We start from the raw sequence: 18,359 nt of genomic DNA on the forward strand, positions 1-18,359 counted from the left end.
GGCGAAGTCCGCGCTTCGCGCAGACGGGCGGCCTGCGACTTCCCCCTCGGGGGGCTCAGTAAGGCTGGCCCAACTGCTCGAGCACGGCCGGGTTCTCCAGCGTGCTCACGTCCTGCGACACCACCTCGCCCTTGGCGAGCGTGCGCAGCAGCCGGCGCATGATCTTGCCGCTGCGCGTTTTCGGCAGGTTGTCGCCGAAGCGGATGTCGCGCGGCTTGGCGATCGGGCCGATCTCCTTGCCCACCCAGTTGCGCAGCTGGTCGGCGATGCGCCGCGCCTCGTCGCCGCTGGGCAGCGGGCGCTTGAGCACCACGAAGGCGCAGACCGCCTCGCCCGTGGTGTCGTCCGGCCGGCCCACCACCGCGGCCTCGGCCACCAGGTCGGTCATGGCCACCAGGGCCGATTCGATCTCCATCGTGCCCATGCGGTGGCCGCTGACGTTGAGCACGTCGTCGATGCGGCCGGTGATCGTGAAGTAGCCGGTCTTGCTGTCGCGCACCGCGCCGTCGCCGGCCAGGTAGTAGCGGCCCTGGAACTCGTCCGGGTAGTAGCTGGTCCTGAAGCGTTCCGGGTCGTTCCAGATGGTGCGGATCATCGAGGGCCAGGGCTTCCTGACGACCAGGATGCCGCCCTGGCCCCAGGGCAGCTCGTTGCCGGCCTCGTCCACCACGGCGGCGTCGATGCCCGGGAAGGGCAAGGTGCAGGAGCCCGGCACCAGCGGCGTCACGCCGGGCAGCGGCGTGATCATGTGGCCGCCGGTCTCGGTCTGCCAGAAGGTGTCGAGCACCGGGCAGCGGCCGCCGCCCACATGCCGGTGATACCACTCCCAGGCGGCCGGGTTGATCGGCTCGCCGACCGTTCCGAGGATGCGCAGGCTGTTCAGGTCGTAGTTGCGCGGATGCACCGTGTCGTTGCCCTCGGCCATCTTGATCAGCGAGCGGATCGCCGTCGGCGCGGTGTAGAAGACGCTGACCCGGTGGTCCTGGATCATCTTCCAGAACCGGCCGGCGTCCGGGTAGGTGGGCACGCCCTCGAACACCACCTGCGTCGCGCCGATCGCCAGCGGGCCGTAGGCGATGTAGGTGTGGCCGGTCACCCAGCCGATGTCGGCGGTGCACCAGAACAGGTCGTCGGGGCCGAGGTCGAAGGTCCACTGGCAGGTCAGCGCCGCATGCAACAGGTAGCCGCCGGTGGCGTGCTGCACCCCCTTGGGCTTGCCGGTGGAGCCCGAGGTGTAGAGCAGGAAGAGCGGGTGCTCGGCGTTCACCCATTCGGGTTCGCACACCGGCGGCTGCGCCGCCGCGAGTTCGGCCATCCACTGGTCGCGCGGCGCCTGGAAGGGCACCGCGCCGCCGGTTCGGCGCGTCACCAGCACGTGGCGCACGCTGTCGCAGCCGCCCAGGCCGATCGCCTCGTCGACGATCGCCTTCAGCGGCAGCTGCTTGCCGCCTCGGACCTGCTGGTCGGCGGTGAGCACCACCACGGCGCCGGTATCGGCGATGCGGTCGCGCAGGGAGGGCGCGGAGAAGCCGCCGAAGACCACCGAGTGGATGGCGCCGATTCGGGCGCAGGCCTGCATCGCCACCACGCCGTCGATCGACATCGCCATGTAGATCACGACCCGGTCGCCGCGGCGCACGCCCAGCGACTTCAGCACGTTGGCGGTGCGGCAGACGCGTGCCAGCAGGGCCTCGTAGCTGATCCGCGTCACGGCTCCGTCGTCGGCCTCGAAGACGATCGCGGTCTTCTCGCCGAGGCCGCTTTCGACGTGGCGGTCCAGGCAGTTGTAGGAGGCGTTGAGCGTGCCGTCCGCGAACCACTCGAAGAAGGGCGCGCGGCGCGCGTCCAGAACCTGGGTGAAGGGTTTCTTCCAGGTGACGAGTTCGCGCGCCAGCCGTCCCCAGTAGGCATCGGGATCGGCCTCGGCCTCGGCGACCAGCCGGTCGTAGGCGGCGCGGCCCGAGATCCGGGCCTGGCGCACGGTGGCCTCGGAGGGTTCATACAGCGTGAGCGGTGCTGCGGGGGAAAGGGTCGGGTCCATGGCGTACTCCTGAGGTGAGGCGTGCGGGTTGACGCAGGTCATGCTTGTCTGCGACGAGGTGTTCAACAATTCACAGCCATAGGATGTCCGACGAACATTGCAGGAGACACATCCAAAGATGACGAATGTTTGCAGCCCCCGCGGGAGGCCGCGGTGATCCGCGCGCCGGCGCCTGCGCCGGCCCCCCTGGAGCGCTATCTGACGCTGCAGACCGGGCTCGACCTGCTGGACCAGGGACTGTCGATCTTCGACGGCGACCTGCGCCTGGTGGCGTGGAACCGCGCCTACGTCCGCCTGCTCGGCTTCACGGACGACATGGCGTACCTCGGGGCGCCCTTCGAGAGTTTCATCGGCTACAACGCCCGGCGCGGCGAGTACGGCCCGGGCGACCCGGAGCGGCTGGTGGCCGAACGGGTGGCGGCGGCGCGCCACTTCGCGCCGCACGAGATCGAGCGGGTGCGCCCCGACGGGCGGGTGCTGCGCATCCGCGGCGAGCCGGTGCCGGGGCATGGTTTCGTGACGCTCTATTCGGACATCACCGAGCAGCGCCGCGCCGAGCAGATCATCCGCAGCCACAACGCCGAACTCGAGGACCGGGTGGCGTCGCGCACCACCGAACTGCAGCGCAGCGAAGAGCGGGTGCGGCTGATCATGGACTCGATCCCGGCGCTGGTGGCCTATTTCGACCACCGGCGCGTCTACCGCTACCTCAACCGCGGCTACCACGACTGGTTCCGCGTCGACACCACGCGGCCCGAATCGGTCAGTGCCAGGGTCTTCCTGGGTGATGCGGTCTACGCCCGGATCAAGCCGCAGGTGCTGCGCGCGCTCGCCGGCGAGACGCAGAGCCTGGAGTACGAACTCCAGACCTGCGACGGGCGCCGCCTGTGGGTGCGCACCTCGCTGGTTCCGCAGCGCAGCGCCGAGGGCGCCGTCGTCGGCTGCTTCGAGCTGACCTTCGACATGACGCAGGAGCGTCGCTCGCAGGCGCTGCTGGCACGGGCCCAGAAGCTCGAATCGCTGGGTCGCCTGACCGGCGGCCTGGCGCACGACTTCAACAACATCCTGACGGTCGTGATCGGCAACCTGGCGGCGCTGGCGGAGGCCCGGCCCGCCGATCCGGCGCTCGGCGAGTACGTGCAGCCGGCGCTCGACGCCGCGCGCCGCGGCGCCCACCTGGTGCGGGGCCTGCTGAGCTTCGCGCGGCGCCAGCCGCTGCAGGCGGCGGCGGTGCACGTGGGCGCGCTGGTCGACACCGTCGCCCGATTGGTGCGGCGCTCGCTGCCGGAAACCCTGCGGCTCGACATCGACGTCGGCGAGGTGCCGCTATGGACCTGGATTGATGCCACGCTGCTCGAGCAGGCGCTGTTGAACCTGGTGCTCAATGCCCGCGACGCCACCGGCTCCGAAGGCCGCATCGCGCTGCGTGCGCGCCGCGCCCATCTCGACGCCGCGGAGGCCACCCCGCTGCAGCTGTCCGCGGGCGACTGCGTGTGCATCGAGGTCGAGGACGACGGCGCCGGCATGGATGCCGACACCCTGGCGCACCTGTTCGACCCCTTCTTCACCACCAAGCATCCGGGCCGCGGCACCGGGCTCGGCATGGCGGTGGTCTACGGATTCATCAAGCAGTCGGGCGGCGCCATCGATGTGCAGAGCGCGCCCGGGCGCGGCACCACGGTCACGGTGTGGCTGCCGACCGCAGAGCCCTCGCCGGCCGACGCCGACAGCGAAGCCGACAGCGAAGTCGCCGGGCGCCCGGCCGCGTCGATGGGGTTGGCGCTGCTGGTGGATGACGACGCGCAGGTGCGGCGCGTGATCCGGCGCAGCCTGCTGGAACTGGGCTATTCGGTGCTGGAAGCCGATGACGGTGCCGCCGCGCTGAGCCTGCTCGAACACACGCCGGACATCGCGCTGCTGCTGTCCGACGTCGTGATGGCGGGCGGCATCGACGGCCGCGCGGTGGCGCGCGCGGCGCGCGAGGGCGGCCGGGCGCGCGCCGTGGTGCTGATGAGCGGCTATGCGCCGGGCGACCTGTCGCTGCAGACGGATTTCCCGATGCTGACCAAGCCCTTCGGCACGGCACAGCTGGCGCAGGCGATCCAGGAGGGCGTGAGATGACCGAGCACCGAGGCGCAGGCCTGACCCACCGTTCGGCCACCGACGAGGCGACACCGCCGTCGCTGGTCTTCGTGGTCGAGGACGACCCGGCCGTGGCCCGGCTGGTGCTTTCCACGCTCGGCGAGTTCGGTTTCAACTGCGAGGGCTTCTCGAACGGCGCCAGCGTGCTTCGGCGGCTGCAGGTCGAGAAGCCCGACCTCTGCATCGTCGACCTCGGCCTGCCCGACATGGACGGCATCGACCTCATGCGGCGCATCACCGCGGCATCGAATGCGGGCGTGCTGATCCTCACGGGCCGCGGCCATCCGGCCGACCGCGTGATGGGGCTGGAACTCGGCGGCGACGACTATGTCACCAAGCCCTTCGAGGCGCGCGAGCTGGTGGCGCGGGTGCGCAGCATCCTGCGGCGCCGCAGCCTGGCGCCGGGGCAGGCCACCGGCCAGCGGCGCTACGCCTCCTTCCTGGGCTGGCGCATCGACTGCGCGGCCAACGTGCTGCGCGCGCCCGACGGCGGCGAGCACCTGCTGGGCACGGCCGAGACCCAGGTCCTGCGCTGCTTCGTCGAGCGCCCGCACCAGATCCTCACGCGCGAGCAGCTCATGGGCGCGCGTGACCTGCTGCCGACCGACCGCAGCATCGACGTGCGAATTTCGCGCCTGCGCCGAAAGATCGAGCGGGACCCGCACGATCCGGCGATCATCAAGACCGTGTACGGCGCGGGCTACCTGTTCGCGGCGAACGTCAGCTGGGAGTGAACCAGCGGCATTCGCCTCGCATTGCATCGCAATGTGACGAATGATTGCATCGCGCCCCGCACGCGCAGGCCTCATCCCAGAATCGTCCCGACCGATGTCCAGGAGACCAATCATGAGCGACCCCGTGGTGGAGAAGATCCAGTCGAACCCCAAGTACCTCGAGCTGCGACGCAAGCGAAACCGCTTCGGCTGGTGGCTCACGGCGCTGATGATGGTGGTGTATTACGGCTACATCGCGCTGATCGCGTTCAACAAGCCCTTCCTCGCGCAGCCGATCGGCGGCGGCGTGACCACCATCGGGATTCCGATCGGGCTCGGCGTGATCGTCTTCACGATCCTGATCACGGCCTTCTATATTCGCCGCGCCAACGGCGAGTTCGATCGCCTCACGGCCGAGATCATTCGCGAGGCCACGCGATGAAAGCCCGCCACCTCGCCGTTGCTGCGCTGCTGGGCGGCGCCTGCACCCTGGCCGCGGCGGCCGGTGCCGATCTCGGCCAGGCCGCCAAGCAGCCGACCAACTGGATCGCGATCGCGATGTTCTCGGGCTTCGTGCTGCTGACGCTGTGGATCACCAAGTGGGCCGCCTCCAAGACCAAGTCGGCGGCCGACTTCTACACCGCCGGCGGCGGCATCACCGGCTTCCAGAACGGCCTGGCGATCGCCGGCGACTACATGTCGGCGGCTTCCTTCCTCGGCATCTCGGCGGCCGTGATGGCCACCGGCTACGACGGGCTGATCTACTCCATCGGCTTCCTGGTCGGCTGGCCGGTCATCACCTTCCTGATGGCCGAGCGGCTGCGCAACCTGGGCAAGTTCACCTTCGCCGATGTCGCCGGCTACCGCTTTCGGCCCGGACCGATCCGCGCCTTCGCGGCCTCGGGCACGCTGGTGGTGGTGGCCTTCTACCTGATCGCCCAGATGGTGGGCGCCGGCCAGCTGATCAAGCTGCTGTTCGGGCTCGACTACTGGGTGGCGGTGGTGATCGTGGGCGCGCTGATGATGGTCTACGTGCTGTTCGGCGGCATGACCGCCACCACCTGGGTGCAGATCATCAAGGCGGTGCTGCTGCTGGCCGGCGTGAGCTTCATGGCGCTGATGGTGCTGGCGGCCTTCAGTTTCAGCCCCGAGGCGCTGTTCGCCAAATCGGTCGAGGTGCGCACGAAGATCGCGGCCAATGGCGGCAAGAGCCCGGCGGAGGCTGCGGCGATAGGGCTCGGCATCATGGGCCCGGGCGGCTTCGTGAAGGACCCGATCTCGGCCATCTCCTTCGGCATCGCGCTGATGTTCGGCACCGCCGGACTGCCGCATATCCTGATGCGATTCTTCACGGTGCCCGATGCCAAGCAGGCGCGCAAGTCGGTGTTCTGGGCCACCACCTGGATCGGCTACTTCTACCTGCTGATCTTCATCATCGGCTTCGGCGCCATCACGCTGGTGCTGACCAACCCCGAGTTCGCCGACGTCGCGACCGGCACCATCAAGGGCGGTGGCGGGGCGGCCAACATGGCGGCGGTGCTGGTGGCCAAGTCGGTCGGCGGCAACGTCTTCTACGGCTTCATCTCGGCGGTGGCCTTCGCCACCATCCTGGCGGTGGTGGCGGGCCTGACGCTGTCGGGCGCCTCGGCGGTGTCGCACGATGTCTATGCGACGCTGATCAAGAAGGGCAAGGCCGACAGCCGGGCGGAGCTCAAGGTGTCGCGCATCACCACGGTGACGCTGGGCATCGTCGCGGTGCTGCTGGGCATCGCCTTCGAGAAGCAGAACATCGCCTTCATGGTGTCGCTGGCCTTCGCGGTGGCGGCCTCGGCCAACTTCCCGGTGCTGTTCATGTCGGTGCTCTGGAAGGATTGCACCACGCGCGGCGCGGTCGTCGGCGGCTCGCTGGGGCTGGTGTCCTCGGTGGCGCTGACCATCGTCTCGCCGTCGGTGTGGGAGGCCACGCTGGGCCATCCGGTGGGCTCGGCCTGGTTCCCCTATGCCTCGCCGGCGCTGTTCTCGATGACGCTGGCCTTTGTCGGCATCTGGTTCTTCTCGATCACCGACCGCAGCCGGCAGGCGCAGCAGGAGCGGGCCGCCTTCCCGGCGCAGCAGGTGCGCTCGGAGACCGGGCTCGGGGCCTCGGGCGCCTCCGGTCATTGAGCGATCTCATGCCATCGCGCGCAGCTTGAGGAAGGCGAGTGCCGCCATCACCGCATCGTTCAGCGCGTCGTGCGAGGGGCGCTGCGGCAGGTCCAGCGCCGCCATGATGGCGGCGAAGCGAAGGTCGATGTCGCCATTGCGAAGGTGCGGCGAACGGCGCCGATTCACGTGGTCGTAGTAGAGCGCCGAGACCTCGATCTTCGGCTGCGGCAGGCCCATGCCCAGCATCGGGAACAGCACCCGGTCGATCATCGCGACGTCGAACTCGAGGTAGTAGCCCACCAGGGGCCGGCTGCCGATGAAATGCATCAGGCGCTGCACCGCGGCGTCGGCCGCGAGGCCCTGCGCCAGGTCGCGCTCGCGCAGCTGGTGCACGCGCACGCTGCCGGCGGCGACGCTGCGGCGTTCGGGCCGCACCAGCAGCTCGAGCCGCTCGCTGCACATCACCCGGTTGCCCTGGATGCGCACTGCGGCGATCGCGACGATCTCGTCGCGCCGCGGATCCAGCCCGGTGGTCTCGCAGTCGATCGCCACCCACTCGTCGGCGGGCGGCGGGTCCCACATGAAGCGAAAGCGCGGATCGCCCAGGTGCTGGAGCAGCCACCAGCGCTTGAGGGCGGAGAGCCAGCCGGTCACAGCGCGTCCAGCCGGAAGCTCAGGCGCAGCATGCGGCGGAAGCGCTTGACCACCTCCAGCGTGTCCTTGAGCAGGTCGCGCTCGAGACTGCTCATGCGGGCCGGATCGATCTGGCCCGTCACCGTGTGCCCGGCCTCCTGTTCCGCCAGTCCGGCCTTGAGCCTCAGGCCCATGAAGAAATAGAGGCTCTCGAGCACGTCGGTGGCGAGCTCGCGCTCGATGTGGCCGCCGGCGGCCAGGGCCTCGAGGCGCCCCGCGGTGGAGCTCGTGTCCAGGCCCGCGCGCAGGGCCAGGCTGCGCATGCCATGCACGATCGGGAACAGGCCCTGCTTCTTGATATCGAAGCGCTGCCCGGCTTGCTCGCCGAGCGTCAACAGGCGCTGCCACCAGTGCGGGTCGTCGGCAAAGGCATCGATCGCCGCGGCGAATCGCGCCAGCATGGCGTCGTTGTCGGTGGCCAGGGAGAACAATCGGGCCCGCACGCCGGCCAGCAGCGCGGCGTCGCCGCCCACTGCGTGGGCATCGAGGAAGATCGCCAGTGCCATCAGCTGCTCGCCATCGGCTTGCAGCAGCCACTGGCAGGCGCGTTCGCCGAACTCGGCCTGGCTGCCGCGCCACTGCGGATTCGAGACCATGATGCCGCCGGGACATTCGGGGTAGCCGAACTCGATCAGCGTGCGCGTCAGGCGGGCGCAGATCGCGTCCAGGTCGGCTGGCGGCGCATAGCCGTCGCGCAGCAGCAGGCCGTTGTCCTGGTCGGTTTTCAGCAACTGCTCGCCGCGCCCCTCGCTGCCCATCACGAACAGGCAGCTGTTGGCGACCAGCGCCGGCGGCGCGATCAACGCCCAGGCGCGCTGGAACAACTGGGCGTTGAGTGCCTGCACCAGCGTGGCGATCTGCCCAACCCGGGTGCCGCCGCCGTGCAGCAGGCGGACCAGCCGCGTGACGTGCCCGCTGGCTCGGGCCAGGGCCTCGAGGTCCTGCGCCTCGGCGATCTCGCGGTTGATCAGGTAGGAGTGGTTGGAGAGGAAGCTGAACAGGTCGAGCGCCTCCAGCACGCCCAGGACCTCCCCGCCGCCGTTGCCGGCCATCACGACCACGCGGTGCACCTTGTGCCGCACCATGACGGTCAGCGCGTCGCCGACCGGATCGGCGGCGTTGACGCTGATCAGGCCGAAGCTGCTCACCTCGCGCACCGGCAGCCGGTCCAGCGGGGTGCCCTCCAGCACCGCGCGCTGCAGCGCCGTCACGGTGAAGATGCCCAGGCGCGGCGCGCCGCCGGCCAGGTCGCGGACCAGCACGTTGGTGCTGCGCTCGGCCTGCAGCAGGCGCACGACCGAGAGAACGTCGCAGTCGGCGTCGACGAAGTGTGGCGCCCGCACGGGAATCGCGTCGACCCGCGCCAGGGCCAGCGACTGGAGCTCGTGCTGGCCGCGGCGGCCCGCGATGGTGGCCAGCTTGTTCGACAGGTCGGAGAACAGCAGGGCACCGAAGGCCGCGTTGCGTGCGATCAGGTCGTTCACCGCCTCGCGCGCGAGCTGGTAGGCCAGCACCTCCTCGGCCGCCACGAAGCGCCCGCTGACCTGCCCGGCCACCAGGCTGCGGCCATCGAAGGTGTCGTGCGGGCCGAAGCTGGCGACCGGCTCGCTGTCGCCCGGCGCGAACTGCCGCACGAAGCCCTTGATGACGACGAACAGGTGGGTCGGGGCCATGCCGGCCTCGAGGATCGCCTCGCCCTCGCGGAAGTAGGCGATGTCGACCTGCGCGCGCACCCGTTCGCGCTCTTCGGGCGTCAGGCAGTCGAAGGGCGAGTGGTCGAAGTCGAAGGCGCTGGGCATTGCGGGTATGCGCCGGCAGCGCATGGCTGCAGCGGCGTGGACCCGATGATCGACCAAAGGCCGACTTGGTGCCACCCCGCGGCATCAAGCCTTGGCATCCGCGGCCTCTAGCGGACCCCGGCGCCCTTCAGCAGGAACTCGGTCACCTGCTCGATCAGGTAGCGGCGGTCGTTGTCGTCGCTTTCCTGCTTTCTCCTGAAAATCGCGATCTGCGTCGCATGGTCCGCATAGAACTGCGTCACGGCCCACAAGTGGAACAGGAACAGCATGGGGTCCACCGGGTCCATCAGGCCCTGGTCGATCCAGTTCTGGATCACCGCCGCCGCCTGGTCGGTGCGCTCATGGCTGTGGCCCATCAGCGGCTGCAGCACCGGCGCGCCGCGCATCATCTCGGCCGTGAAGATCCTGGAGCGCAGCGGGTGTTCGAACGAGAACATCATCTTGCGATGGATCAGGTCGCTGAGTACCTTGCGCGGCCCGAAGGCCTCGTCGCTGAAGCCGAAGACGCCGATCCAGTCGTCGATGATCCCCTGCAGCACCTGGCGGTACAGCGCCTCCTTGCTCTCGATGTAGTAGTGCAGCTGCGCCTTCGACAGGCCGGCCTTGTCGGCGATGGCCTGGGTCGAGGCGCCGGCCAGGCCCTCGCTCGCGAACACCTCGACCGCGGCCCGGTGGATCACGGCAATCATCTGCGTGTACTTGCGTGCCCGGCCGCGCGTGGCGGGCGCATCGAGGGACTCGTCCAATGCGCTCGTTGCGTCGCTGTTCGGTGCGGTGGTCATCGGAGGTACAGGGGCCCAAGGTGGCGGCGCGGCCGCCTACAGTTCGATCACCAGTTCGTCGCCCTTGGCGCGCGAGCAGCACAACGCCACCTTGTGGGCGCGCTCGCTGCCGGTGAGGCAGAAATCGCGATGCTCCGCACCCTCGCCCTCGCAGCCCACCACGCAGGTGCCGCACAGGCCCTGCTCGCACGACACCGGGATGTCGATGCCGAGGGCATGCAGCGCGTCGACCGCGCTCTGGTCGGCGGCCACCGGCACCTGGATGCCGCGCTGCGCAAGCCGCAGCACGAAGGGCTTGCCGGTGCCGCCCGCGGCATCGGCGGGCGCCGCGAAGTACTCGGTGTGCACCACGTCCTCGGGCCAGTGGGCGGCCGCCGTGCGAACCGCCTGCATGAAGCCGGCCGGACCGCAGACGTAGAGGTGGGTGCCCGGGTCGTGCTGCGCCAGCAATAGCCCGAGATCGATCTTCTGCGAAGCGTCGCCGGCGTCGAAATGCAGCCGCACGTGCGGCGCCAGTGCCGGCGCGCGCAGCGCCTGCGCAAAGGGCAGATGCTCCTCGCCGCGCACGAACAGGCAGAGCTCGAAGTCGGCCCCCGAGCGCGCCAGCGCCTGGGCCATCGCCAGCAGCGGCGTCATGCCGATGCCGCCCGCCAGCAGCAGGTGGCGACGGGCGTCGCGGCGGATCGGAAAGCTGTTGCGCGGCGCGCTGATTGGCAGCAGGTCGCCTTCGCGGACGCGGCCGTGCATCGAGGCCGAGCCGCCGCGGCTTGCGGCCTCGCGCTTGACGCCGATCAGGTAGCGCGAAGCCTCGCCGCCGTCCGTGCCGGCATCGCTGGCCAGCGAGTACTGGCGCGAGAAGCCGCCGGGCATGTGGACGTCGATGTGGGCGCCGGCCTGGTAGGCCGGCAGCGCGCGGCCGGCCGGATGCACCAGCTCGAAGGCCAGGATCTCCGGCGTCTGGCGCGCGATGCGCGCGACCCGCACGGTGAGGTTGCGTTCCACCATGGCCGGGCTACTTGGCGGCTGCCTTGCGCAGCTCCACGCCGGTGCCCTTGTTGACGAACTGCGTGGTGTAGGCGTCGCGGTAGTTGAAGTCGGTGGGCTTGTAGAGGCCGGCCGACACCGTCTTGTCGTAGAAGTCCTTCATGCGCTCGTCGCTGATCGCGCCGATGCCCTTGGTGGTGGCGTCGCCGACGTCGATGTGGGCGCGCAGGATCGGGATCGATTTCTCGATGTACTCGTCGCTGATGTCCGGGTTGATCTTCTGGATCATCTCGTCGGCCGCCTTGCGGTCGCCATAGAGGTAGTTGTAGGTGCCGATGTTGGTCGCCTCGACGAAGCGGCGCACCACGTCGGGCTTGGTCTTCACCAGGTCCTGGCGGGTCTCGATCACCATCCCGTAGGTCGACCAGCCGGCGTCGGCCAGCGACAGCACCACCGGCTTGAAGCCGGCCTGCTTCTCGACCGCCAGCGGCTCCGAGGTCGCATAGGCCTGCTGCACCGCCTGCTTGTCGGCCAGGAACTGCGACAGGCTGTAGTTGTACGGACGCACCTGCTCGTCGCGCATGCCGTAGGCCTTCTTCATCCATTGCCAGTAGCTGATCTGGCCGTCCTTGGCGAGCAGCACGGTCTTGGCCTTGGACAGGTCGGCGAACTTCTCGAAACCCTGGCCCGGGTGGGCGATGATGGCCTGCGGGTCCTTCTGGAAGTAGGCCGCGACCACCACGGTCGGCACCTTCTGCTTGATGTTGTCGAAGGCCATCAGCATGTTGCCGGTCATCAGGAAGTCGACCTTGCCGGCGGGCAGCATCGGCCGGTTGTTGACCTGCGGGCCGCCCTGCTGGATCTCGACGTCGAGCCCGTACTTCTTGTAGGTGCCGTCGGCCAGCGCCTGGTAGAAGCCGCCGTGGCCGGGCTGGGCGCGCCAGTTGGTGGCCAGCACCACCTTGTCCTGGGCGATGGCGGCGAAGGCGCTGCCGGCGAGCACGGTGGCCAGCAGGCTGCGGGCGATGAGGCGGGAGTCGGATTGCATCGTGGTTCCTCGGGTTGTGTCTGTGTCGGGGTGGGTTCAGGCGTCGCGCGCCATGTCGGGGTGCCAGCCGCGCGTCTTGCCGGGGTTCATCAGGCCCATCGGGTCGCTGCGCTTCTTGAAGTCGATCTGCTGGGTGTCGATGGTCTTCATCCCGCCGTCCTCGATGGTGACGACGTGCGGGTTGAAGATCTGGCAGCCGCCCTGCGACTCGATCTCGCGCATCACCTCGTACTGGTGGGCCTCGCCCTTCCAGCGCACCAGGAGGATCGAGAAGGTGCCGGACTCGCCCCCGGCGCGCGCGAACTCGTGGTGCTGCAGAACGTCGTCGCCGAAGATCTCGATGTGGCGGTCCACCACCGCGGGGTCGAAGGGCTGGGCGTAGGCGACCTGCAGGTAGGTCCAGCTGCGGTCGACCTTGAGCGCCTGCAGCGTCGTGTGGTTGTAGGCGCATTCGTAGGCCGGCGGCAGGCCCGCCGCCTGCAGCTCGGCCTCGGTGCCTTCGAGCGACACGCGGCCGCCGTGCGCCGCGACCAGCGCGCGAAAGGCCGGCATCGAGGCCGGCGCGACCATCGCGAACATCGCATGGCGGTCGGGCGGGAAGTGCTCGCCCAGCGTCGCGTAGTAGGGCGAGAAACGCGCATCGACGGCGGATAGCAGGAACAGCTCCAGCGCCGGCGTGCTCGCGGCCACGCCGAAGTCCAGCACGCGGCGGTAGCTGTCGAACAGCGCGATGCAGTGCACCCACTCGACCGCCGGGCTCAGCGCCACCTCGACCTCGGTCAGGATGCCGTTGGTGCCGTAGGCGTGGTGCACCTGCTGGATCTCGTCGCCGTGCAGCTCGATGATCCGCGGCTCGCGCTCGACGGTCATGATGCGCGCGCGCAGCAGGTTGCCCGGATCGCGCAGGATGCCATGGCGGATCGAGCCGATGCCGCCGAAGCCGCCCGCGATGAAGCCGCCGATCGAAGCCACGTGCCAGGTCGAAGGCCACATGCGCAGCGCCTGGCCGGTCTCGGCCACCGCGAGCTCGATGTCGTGCATGCGCGCGCCGGCCTGCACGCGCACGCGGCCGTCGCCGATCTCGAGCACGCGGCTCATCGGCGTGACGTCGAGCACCAGCCCGCCTTCGAGCGGCACGCACTGGCCGTAGTTGCCGGTGCCGCCCGCCCGCACCGTGAGCGGCAGCTTCCACTTCGCGGCCACGGCGGCGGCCTGGCGCACGTCGTCCTCGGTCGAGACCCTGACCACCAGGTCGGCCACGCAGCCGGCGAGTTGTTCGGTCAGGATCGGGCTGTACCAGTAGAAGTCCTTCGAGAGCTGCTTGCGCTGGCTCGGCGATGCAATGACGTTGAGGCCGTGCAGGTCGCGCCGCACGGCGTCCCAGTCGACCGCGGCTGCTGGATCGCTTTCCTTCAGTACGGCGCTCATCGCTCTCTCCTCATCTCGCTTTCATGCCAGTGGCCGAGAACCATGCGCGACAAGGCGGCAAACACGATGAAGATCACGATGCCCAGCAGGGACACCAGCAGCAGCGCCGCAAACATCATCGGGATCTCGGTGCGGAAGCTGGATTCGAGAATCCGCGAGGCCAGCCCGGTCTCGCGGCCCGCGGTGCCGGCCGTGAACTCGGCCACCACCGCGCCGACCAGGCTCAGGCCGCCGGCGATCTTGAGGCCGGCCATGAAGTAGGGCAGGGCGCTCGGCGCCAGCAGGTAGCGGAAGGTCTGCCAGGGCGAGGCCTTGTAGAGCTGGAACAGGTCGCGCAGGTTGCTGTCGGCGCTTTTCAGGCCGATGACCGTGTTCGACAGGATCGGGAAGAAGGCCACGATCCAGGCGCACAGCAGCAAGGCCGCGGTGGTGCTAGAGACGTAGATCAGGATCAGCGGCGCGATCGCGATGATCGGCGTCACCTGCAGGATCACGGCGATCGGGAACAGGCCGATCTCGACCCACTTGAACAGCGCGAAGGCGATCGCCAGCAGCACGCCGCCGACGATGGCTGCCGCCAGCGCGAGCAGCGTGAGCTTGACCGTGAACCACAGCGCGCTCGACAGCGTGTCCCAGTTGTCGATCAGGGTCGTGAAGATCAGCGACGGCGCCGGGATGATGTAGTGCGGCACGTTGTTGACGCGCACCAGCACTTCCCACAGCGCCAGCAGGCCGGCGACGATCGCGATCGGCACCACGATGCGCAGCAGCGATTCGCGCCGCCGCAGTCGCTCGTCGCGCGCCTGCAGCTGGGCGGCCGAGGGCGCGTCCTGCAGCTGCGCCAGCGCCGGCTGTTCAGTGATCGATGTCGACGCCATGGAGGGCTCCGTGCAGGGATTGCGACACCGCGGTGCAGTGCGCGTTGTAGCGGGTGGAGGTGCGGAAGGCTTCGCCGCGCGGATAGGGTTCGTCGATGCGGATCTCGTCGACCACGCGGCCTGGTCGCGGCGCCATCACCACGATGCGGTTCGACAGGTAGACCGACTCGTAGACGCTGTGGGTCACGAAGATCACCGAGAAGCGGTGCTCGCGCCAGATCGCCAGCAGGTCGTTGTTGAGCTTGATGCGCGTCATCTCGTCGAGCGCGGCGAAGGGCTCGTCCATCAGCAGCAGGCGCGGCCGCGTGACCAGCGCGCGCGCGATCGACACCCGCATCTTCATGCCGCCCGACAGCTCGCGCGGATAGACGTCGGCGAAGCGCGACAGGCCGACCATCTCGAGCACCTGGGCCACCACCGGCGCGGCGGCGTCGCGGGAGGTGCCGGCCAGCTTGAGCGGCAGCCAGACGTTGTCGAACACCTTGGCCCAGGGCATCAGCGTCGGTTCCTGGAACACGAAGCCGAGCTCGCGGTCGCTGGTCGAGGCGACGCTGTTCGCGCCCGACCAGGCCACCTCGCCCGAGCTGATGCGGGCCAGGCCGGCGATCAGGCGCAGCGCGGTGCTCTTGCCGCAGCCCGAGGGGCCGAGGAAGCTGATGAAGTCGTGTTCGCCGCAGTCGAGCGTCATGCCCTGCAGCGCGAGGGTGCCGTTGGCGAAGCGCTTGCTGACGTTGCGCAGGCTGACCAGCGGCGGTGTGGAGGGCGTGGCTTCGGCCATGCTCAGCGCCAGGCCGGTTCGTTGGCCAGCCGCTCGATCGGGAAGCGATGGACTTCCTGCAGCAGCTCGACGAAATTCCGCCCCACATGGTCGAGCACCGCCTGGCCCTTGGCCGCGGTGGCGAGCGTGGCATCCCCGGCCGCACCGGCCGGATTGATGTCGTGCATCTGCCAGCCGAGCTTGCCGGTCGGGGTGATCGACAGAAACCTGTTCTCCTTCGCCAGGTCTTCGGTCAGCGAATGGAAGTTGCGGAAGTTCTCGGGCCGCACGTGGTCGGGCGTCAGGTGCAGCATCACCGAGCTTTCGAGGTCGCCCGCGTGCACGCCGTGCTTGCCTTCGTGCGCCGTGAAGAGGCCTTCGGGCAGACCCAGCGTGTACCAGTTGGCCGCCACCACCATCATGTCGTGCGACTCGCGCAGGTCGCGCGCGACGATGTCCATCACCGCCATCTGGCCGCCGTGGCTGTTGTAGAGCACCAGCTTGCGCACGCCGGCGCGGGCGACGCAGGCGCCGATGTCCTTCCATTGGGCGATCAGCGTCGAGGCCGACACCGTCAGCGTGCCCGGGTAGCGCGAATGCTCGTTGCTCTTGCCATAGGCCACGGTGGGCAGGAACAGCACCGGCAGGTCGTCCGGCAGGTGCGGGATCGTCGCGCGCACCATGCCGTCGATGGTGGCGGTGTCGGTGGACATCGGCAGGTGCGGTCCATGCTGCTCGGTGGCGCCCACCGGCAGCACGGCGATCAGGCTGGAGCGGTCGAGGCGGGAAAACTCCTCGCTGGTCAGGTCGGACCAGTAGCGGCTGCGCAGGCGGGCGGAAGTCATGAGGCAACCTCGTTCGTCGTGAAGGTGCCTAAATTATCCACTCGGTAAAAAAAGATCGCCTAGCATTTACCCGAAAAGTACCAGACGAAACTGAAACCAAGAGTGAATCTGACTCTCAGCCCTGGAGGATTCACCCCCCAGATGTGATCAATCGGTCAATTGACGCAGACGACCCGATGGTGCAATTCCAGCCCACCGAGCCGCTCCTCGACCCGCAGGGCCAATGCCGCTTGCTCGGCCTCGGGAACCCCGCGGATGCCGATCCTGACCAGACTGCCGTGCACCGCGTCCGCGCCCACCACGACCTGGAAGCCGCCGGCCTGCGGAAGGTCGGCCAGCAGCTGGGTCACCACGCGCCGCGCGGCATCCCAGCGCAGCGCGGGCTTGAAGATCTTGCCCACGGCCGTCAGCGGCATGGGGTCGACAAAAAAGACGTTCACCGGCACCGCGGCACGCTCGGGCGTGCGTGCCCGGACGAAGTCGAGCAACGCCGCCTCGTCGAGCGTCGCGCCAGGCTTCAATTGCACGAATGCGACCGGCATCTCGCCGGCACGAGTGTCGGGCTGGCCGACGACCGCCGCCAGCGCGACGGCGGGGTGCTGGAAGAAGACCTCCTCGATCGCCAGCGGATCGATGTTGTGGCCGCCGCGGATGATGAGATCCTTGGCGCGCCCCGTGAGCCAGAGATAGCCGTCCTCGTCCAGCCGGCCCAGGTCGCCCGAGTTGACCCAGCCGGGCTCGACAAAGGCCTGGCGGTTGTGCGCGTCGCTGAGATAGCCCTTGAAGACGCCGGGCCCCGCCATGGCTACCACGCCGATCTCGTTGACCGCGCAGTCGCCCTGCCCGCGGCCTTCGGCGTCGACTTTCACGACCCGCACCCGGCTGTAGGGCAGCGCGTGGCCCACCGACCCGATGCGCAACGGACGCTCGGCGTAGCTCATGGAGTGAACGCTGGAGGTCTCGGTCATGCCGTAGACCTCCAGCACCGGTCGGTGCAGCCGCTCGCCGTAGGCCTTGCAGACCGCCACCGGAATGGCAGAGCCGCCGCCCGAGACGATCTCGATGCTCGACACGTCGGCATCGCCTGCCGGCACGTTCAGCGCGGCGGCGAGCACCGTCGGCACGCCGCCGAACACGACCGGCCGCCAGCGCTCCACGAGGCGCCACACGTTGCGGACCGCCTGGGGATCGCGCCAACCGGCGGGCGACACCACCACCAGCGTGCCCGCGGCGCACAGCGTGGCCAGCCCCTGCGTCAGAGCGCCGCCGACGTGGAACAAGGGCAGGCCGAAGAGCAGGGTCCGGCCGGCGCCCACCGGCAGCATCAGGCTCAGCGCCCAGGCCTGGTAGACCTGGTTGGCGTGGGTGTGGCGCACGAGCTTGGGCGAGCCCGTCGTGCCGCCGGTGTGAAAGCAGGCCGCCGTGTCGTCGGCGGCGATGCGGCGCCCGCTGAGCAGGCGATCGGACGGGCAGGCGTCGATCCGCTCGTCGAAACTGTGGACCGCGCCGGCGCCGTCCGGGGCGCCGCGCACGACCACGATGGCCTCGAGATCGGGCAGCTCGCCGCGAATGGCCTGCACCTTTTCCCAGATGTCGGAGCCCTCCGCGGGGCCGAGCGTCACCAGGACCTTGGTCTTCGCGGCGCGCAGGATCTCGGCGATCTGGGCGGACGACAGCCATGCATTCACCGGGTTGGCGATGCCCGCCGCCTGTGCGCCGAACAAGGCATAGAAGCTTTCGGGCACCAGCGGCAGGAGAAGGCTGACGACATCCTTCGGCCCGACGCCCAGGTCGCTGAACAGGTTCGCCGCCTGCGTGACGCGGGCGATGAACTGGCGATGGGTGACCGTGAATGGCGTTTCGTCAGGGTCGCCCTTCGTCAGGAAGTGGAACGCGGGCTCGTCGGGCGCATGCGCCGCGCCAAGCTGCAGTGCCTCGTAGGTGCTTTGCGCAGCGATGCGCTCCGCGTAGGGGGTGGCCTCGAAGGCCGCCGCTTCTTCCGCCGTGCGCAGCGGAGGCACCTCGGCGCCGATCGCACGATCCAGCAAACACGGACCCATCATGGTGTTCCCTCCGGGTTTCTTGATGCCGCGGTCAAGTCGGA

15 protein-coding genes are annotated in these 18,359 nt (G+C 69.2%); 4 read left to right on the forward strand and 11 right to left on the reverse strand.

Features of this window, described 5'->3' with window-relative positions; all coding sequences use genetic code 11:
- Window positions 1–55: 55 nt before the first annotated feature.
- On the reverse strand, window positions 56–2,041 hold the full coding sequence (acs, locus tag AB4Z46_RS15055; protein WP_442284305.1) for an acetate--CoA ligase: 1,986 nt from the start codon (window positions 2,039–2,041) through the stop codon (window positions 56–58).
- A gap of 129 nt (window positions 2,042–2,170) precedes the next feature.
- Here acs and AB4Z46_RS15060 point away from each other — a divergent pair, with 129 nt between their 5' ends.
- From AB4Z46_RS15060 to AB4Z46_RS15075, 4 genes are all read left to right on the forward strand, one after another.
- Entirely contained in the window at window positions 2,171–4,162 is a 1,992-nt protein-coding gene (locus tag AB4Z46_RS15060; protein ID WP_442284306.1) for a hybrid sensor histidine kinase/response regulator, read from the forward strand.
- A complete protein-coding gene (locus tag AB4Z46_RS15065) occupies window positions 4,159–4,917 on the forward strand; it encodes a response regulator transcription factor (protein ID WP_442284307.1) in 759 nt (252 codons plus the stop codon). Before AB4Z46_RS15060 ends, AB4Z46_RS15065 begins: the two co-directional genes overlap by 4 nt.
- A 112-nt stretch (window positions 4,918–5,029) precedes the next feature.
- Window positions 5,030–5,338 (forward strand): DUF485 domain-containing protein, encoded by a 309-nt coding sequence (locus AB4Z46_RS15070; RefSeq protein ID WP_442284308.1) that lies wholly within the window; start codon window positions 5,030–5,032, stop codon window positions 5,336–5,338.
- On the forward strand, window positions 5,335–7,059 hold the full coding sequence (locus AB4Z46_RS15075; RefSeq protein WP_442284309.1) for a cation acetate symporter: 1,725 nt from the start codon (window positions 5,335–5,337) through the stop codon (window positions 7,057–7,059). The genes AB4Z46_RS15070 and AB4Z46_RS15075 overlap by 4 nt, the downstream gene beginning before the upstream one ends.
- Window positions 7,060–7,065: 6 nt before the next feature.
- On the opposite strand, the gene AB4Z46_RS15080 is transcribed toward AB4Z46_RS15075, so the two are convergent.
- The 10 genes from AB4Z46_RS15080 to AB4Z46_RS15125 all read right to left on the reverse strand — a co-directional run bounded on the left by AB4Z46_RS15080 (window position 7,066) and on the right by AB4Z46_RS15125 (window position 18,318).
- Entirely contained in the window at window positions 7,066–7,695 is a 630-nt protein-coding gene (locus AB4Z46_RS15080) for a 3'-5' exonuclease (protein WP_442284310.1), read from the reverse strand.
- Window positions 7,692–9,533, reverse strand: coding sequence for a putative nucleotidyltransferase substrate binding domain-containing protein (locus tag AB4Z46_RS15085; RefSeq protein WP_442284311.1), 1,842 nt, complete (start codon window positions 9,531–9,533; stop codon window positions 7,692–7,694). Before AB4Z46_RS15085 ends, AB4Z46_RS15080 begins: the two co-directional genes overlap by 4 nt.
- 107 nt (window positions 9,534–9,640) lie before the next feature.
- Entirely contained in the window at window positions 9,641–10,315 is a 675-nt protein-coding gene (locus AB4Z46_RS15090; protein ID WP_442284312.1) for a TetR family transcriptional regulator C-terminal domain-containing protein, read from the reverse strand.
- Between the two features lie 36 nt (window positions 10,316–10,351).
- Window positions 10,352–11,320: a PDR/VanB family oxidoreductase gene (locus tag AB4Z46_RS15095; RefSeq protein ID WP_442284313.1), complete on the reverse strand. Its 969-nt coding sequence runs from the start codon at window positions 11,318–11,320 to the stop codon at window positions 10,352–10,354.
- Window positions 11,321–11,327: 7 nt separating this feature from the next.
- Window positions 11,328–12,347: an ABC transporter substrate-binding protein gene (locus AB4Z46_RS15100; protein WP_442284314.1), complete on the reverse strand. Its 1,020-nt coding sequence runs from the start codon at window positions 12,345–12,347 to the stop codon at window positions 11,328–11,330.
- A gap of 36 nt (window positions 12,348–12,383) precedes the next feature.
- On the reverse strand, window positions 12,384–13,775 hold the full coding sequence (locus tag AB4Z46_RS15105; protein ID WP_442284315.1) for an FAD-binding oxidoreductase: 1,392 nt from the start codon (window positions 13,773–13,775) through the stop codon (window positions 12,384–12,386).
- Window positions 13,772–14,653 (reverse strand): ABC transporter permease, encoded by an 882-nt coding sequence (locus AB4Z46_RS15110; RefSeq protein ID WP_442284316.1) that lies wholly within the window; start codon window positions 14,651–14,653, stop codon window positions 13,772–13,774. Before AB4Z46_RS15110 ends, AB4Z46_RS15105 begins: the two co-directional genes overlap by 4 nt.
- On the reverse strand, window positions 14,631–15,431 hold the full coding sequence (locus AB4Z46_RS15115; protein ID WP_442284317.1) for an ABC transporter ATP-binding protein: 801 nt from the start codon (window positions 15,429–15,431) through the stop codon (window positions 14,631–14,633). Before AB4Z46_RS15115 ends, AB4Z46_RS15110 begins: the two co-directional genes overlap by 23 nt.
- Before the next feature lie 2 nt (window positions 15,432–15,433).
- On the reverse strand, window positions 15,434–16,255 hold the full coding sequence (locus AB4Z46_RS15120) for a creatininase family protein (protein ID WP_442284318.1): 822 nt from the start codon (window positions 16,253–16,255) through the stop codon (window positions 15,434–15,436).
- 155 nt (window positions 16,256–16,410) lie between these two features.
- Complete coding sequence (locus AB4Z46_RS15125; RefSeq protein WP_442284319.1) at window positions 16,411–18,318, reverse strand: acyl-CoA synthetase; 1,908 nt, start codon at window positions 18,316–18,318, stop codon at window positions 16,411–16,413.
- Window positions 18,319–18,359: the final 41 nt, after the last annotated feature.

The organism is Variovorax sp. M-6 (assembly GCF_052114385.1).
In the GTDB taxonomy this organism is placed as follows: domain Bacteria; phylum Pseudomonadota; class Gammaproteobacteria; order Burkholderiales; family Burkholderiaceae_C; genus Variovorax.

What these genes read in the sequence shown, in the direction of transcription:
- AB4Z46_RS15090 (WP_442284312.1), bottom strand. Translation starts at nt 10,315, where the DNA reads ATGACCACCGCACCGAACAGCGACGCAACGAGCGCATTGGACGAGTCC.
- AB4Z46_RS15125 (WP_442284319.1), bottom strand. Translation starts at nt 18,318, where the DNA reads ATGATGGGTCCGTGTTTGCTGGATCGTGCGATCGGCGCCGAGGTGCCT.
- AB4Z46_RS15085 (WP_442284311.1), bottom strand. Translation starts at nt 9,533, where the DNA reads ATGCCCAGCGCCTTCGACTTCGACCACTCGCCCTTCGACTGCCTGACG.
- AB4Z46_RS15105 (WP_442284315.1), bottom strand. Translation starts at nt 13,775, where the DNA reads ATGAGCGCCGTACTGAAGGAAAGCGATCCAGCAGCCGCGGTCGACTGG.
- AB4Z46_RS15120 (WP_442284318.1), bottom strand. Translation starts at nt 16,255, where the DNA reads ATGACTTCCGCCCGCCTGCGCAGCCGCTACTGGTCCGACCTGACCAGC.
- AB4Z46_RS15100 (WP_442284314.1), bottom strand. Translation starts at nt 12,347, where the DNA reads ATGCAATCCGACTCCCGCCTCATCGCCCGCAGCCTGCTGGCCACCGTG.
- AB4Z46_RS15075 (WP_442284309.1), top strand. Translation starts at nt 5,335, where the DNA reads ATGAAAGCCCGCCACCTCGCCGTTGCTGCGCTGCTGGGCGGCGCCTGC.
- AB4Z46_RS15065 (WP_442284307.1), top strand. Translation starts at nt 4,159, where the DNA reads ATGACCGAGCACCGAGGCGCAGGCCTGACCCACCGTTCGGCCACCGAC.
- AB4Z46_RS15070 (WP_442284308.1), top strand. Translation starts at nt 5,030, where the DNA reads ATGAGCGACCCCGTGGTGGAGAAGATCCAGTCGAACCCCAAGTACCTC.
- AB4Z46_RS15095 (WP_442284313.1), bottom strand. Translation starts at nt 11,320, where the DNA reads ATGGTGGAACGCAACCTCACCGTGCGGGTCGCGCGCATCGCGCGCCAG.
- AB4Z46_RS15115 (WP_442284317.1), bottom strand. Translation starts at nt 15,431, where the DNA reads ATGGCCGAAGCCACGCCCTCCACACCGCCGCTGGTCAGCCTGCGCAAC.
- AB4Z46_RS15110 (WP_442284316.1), bottom strand. Translation starts at nt 14,653, where the DNA reads ATGGCGTCGACATCGATCACTGAACAGCCGGCGCTGGCGCAGCTGCAG.
- acs (WP_442284305.1), bottom strand. Translation starts at nt 2,041, where the DNA reads ATGGACCCGACCCTTTCCCCCGCAGCACCGCTCACGCTGTATGAACCC.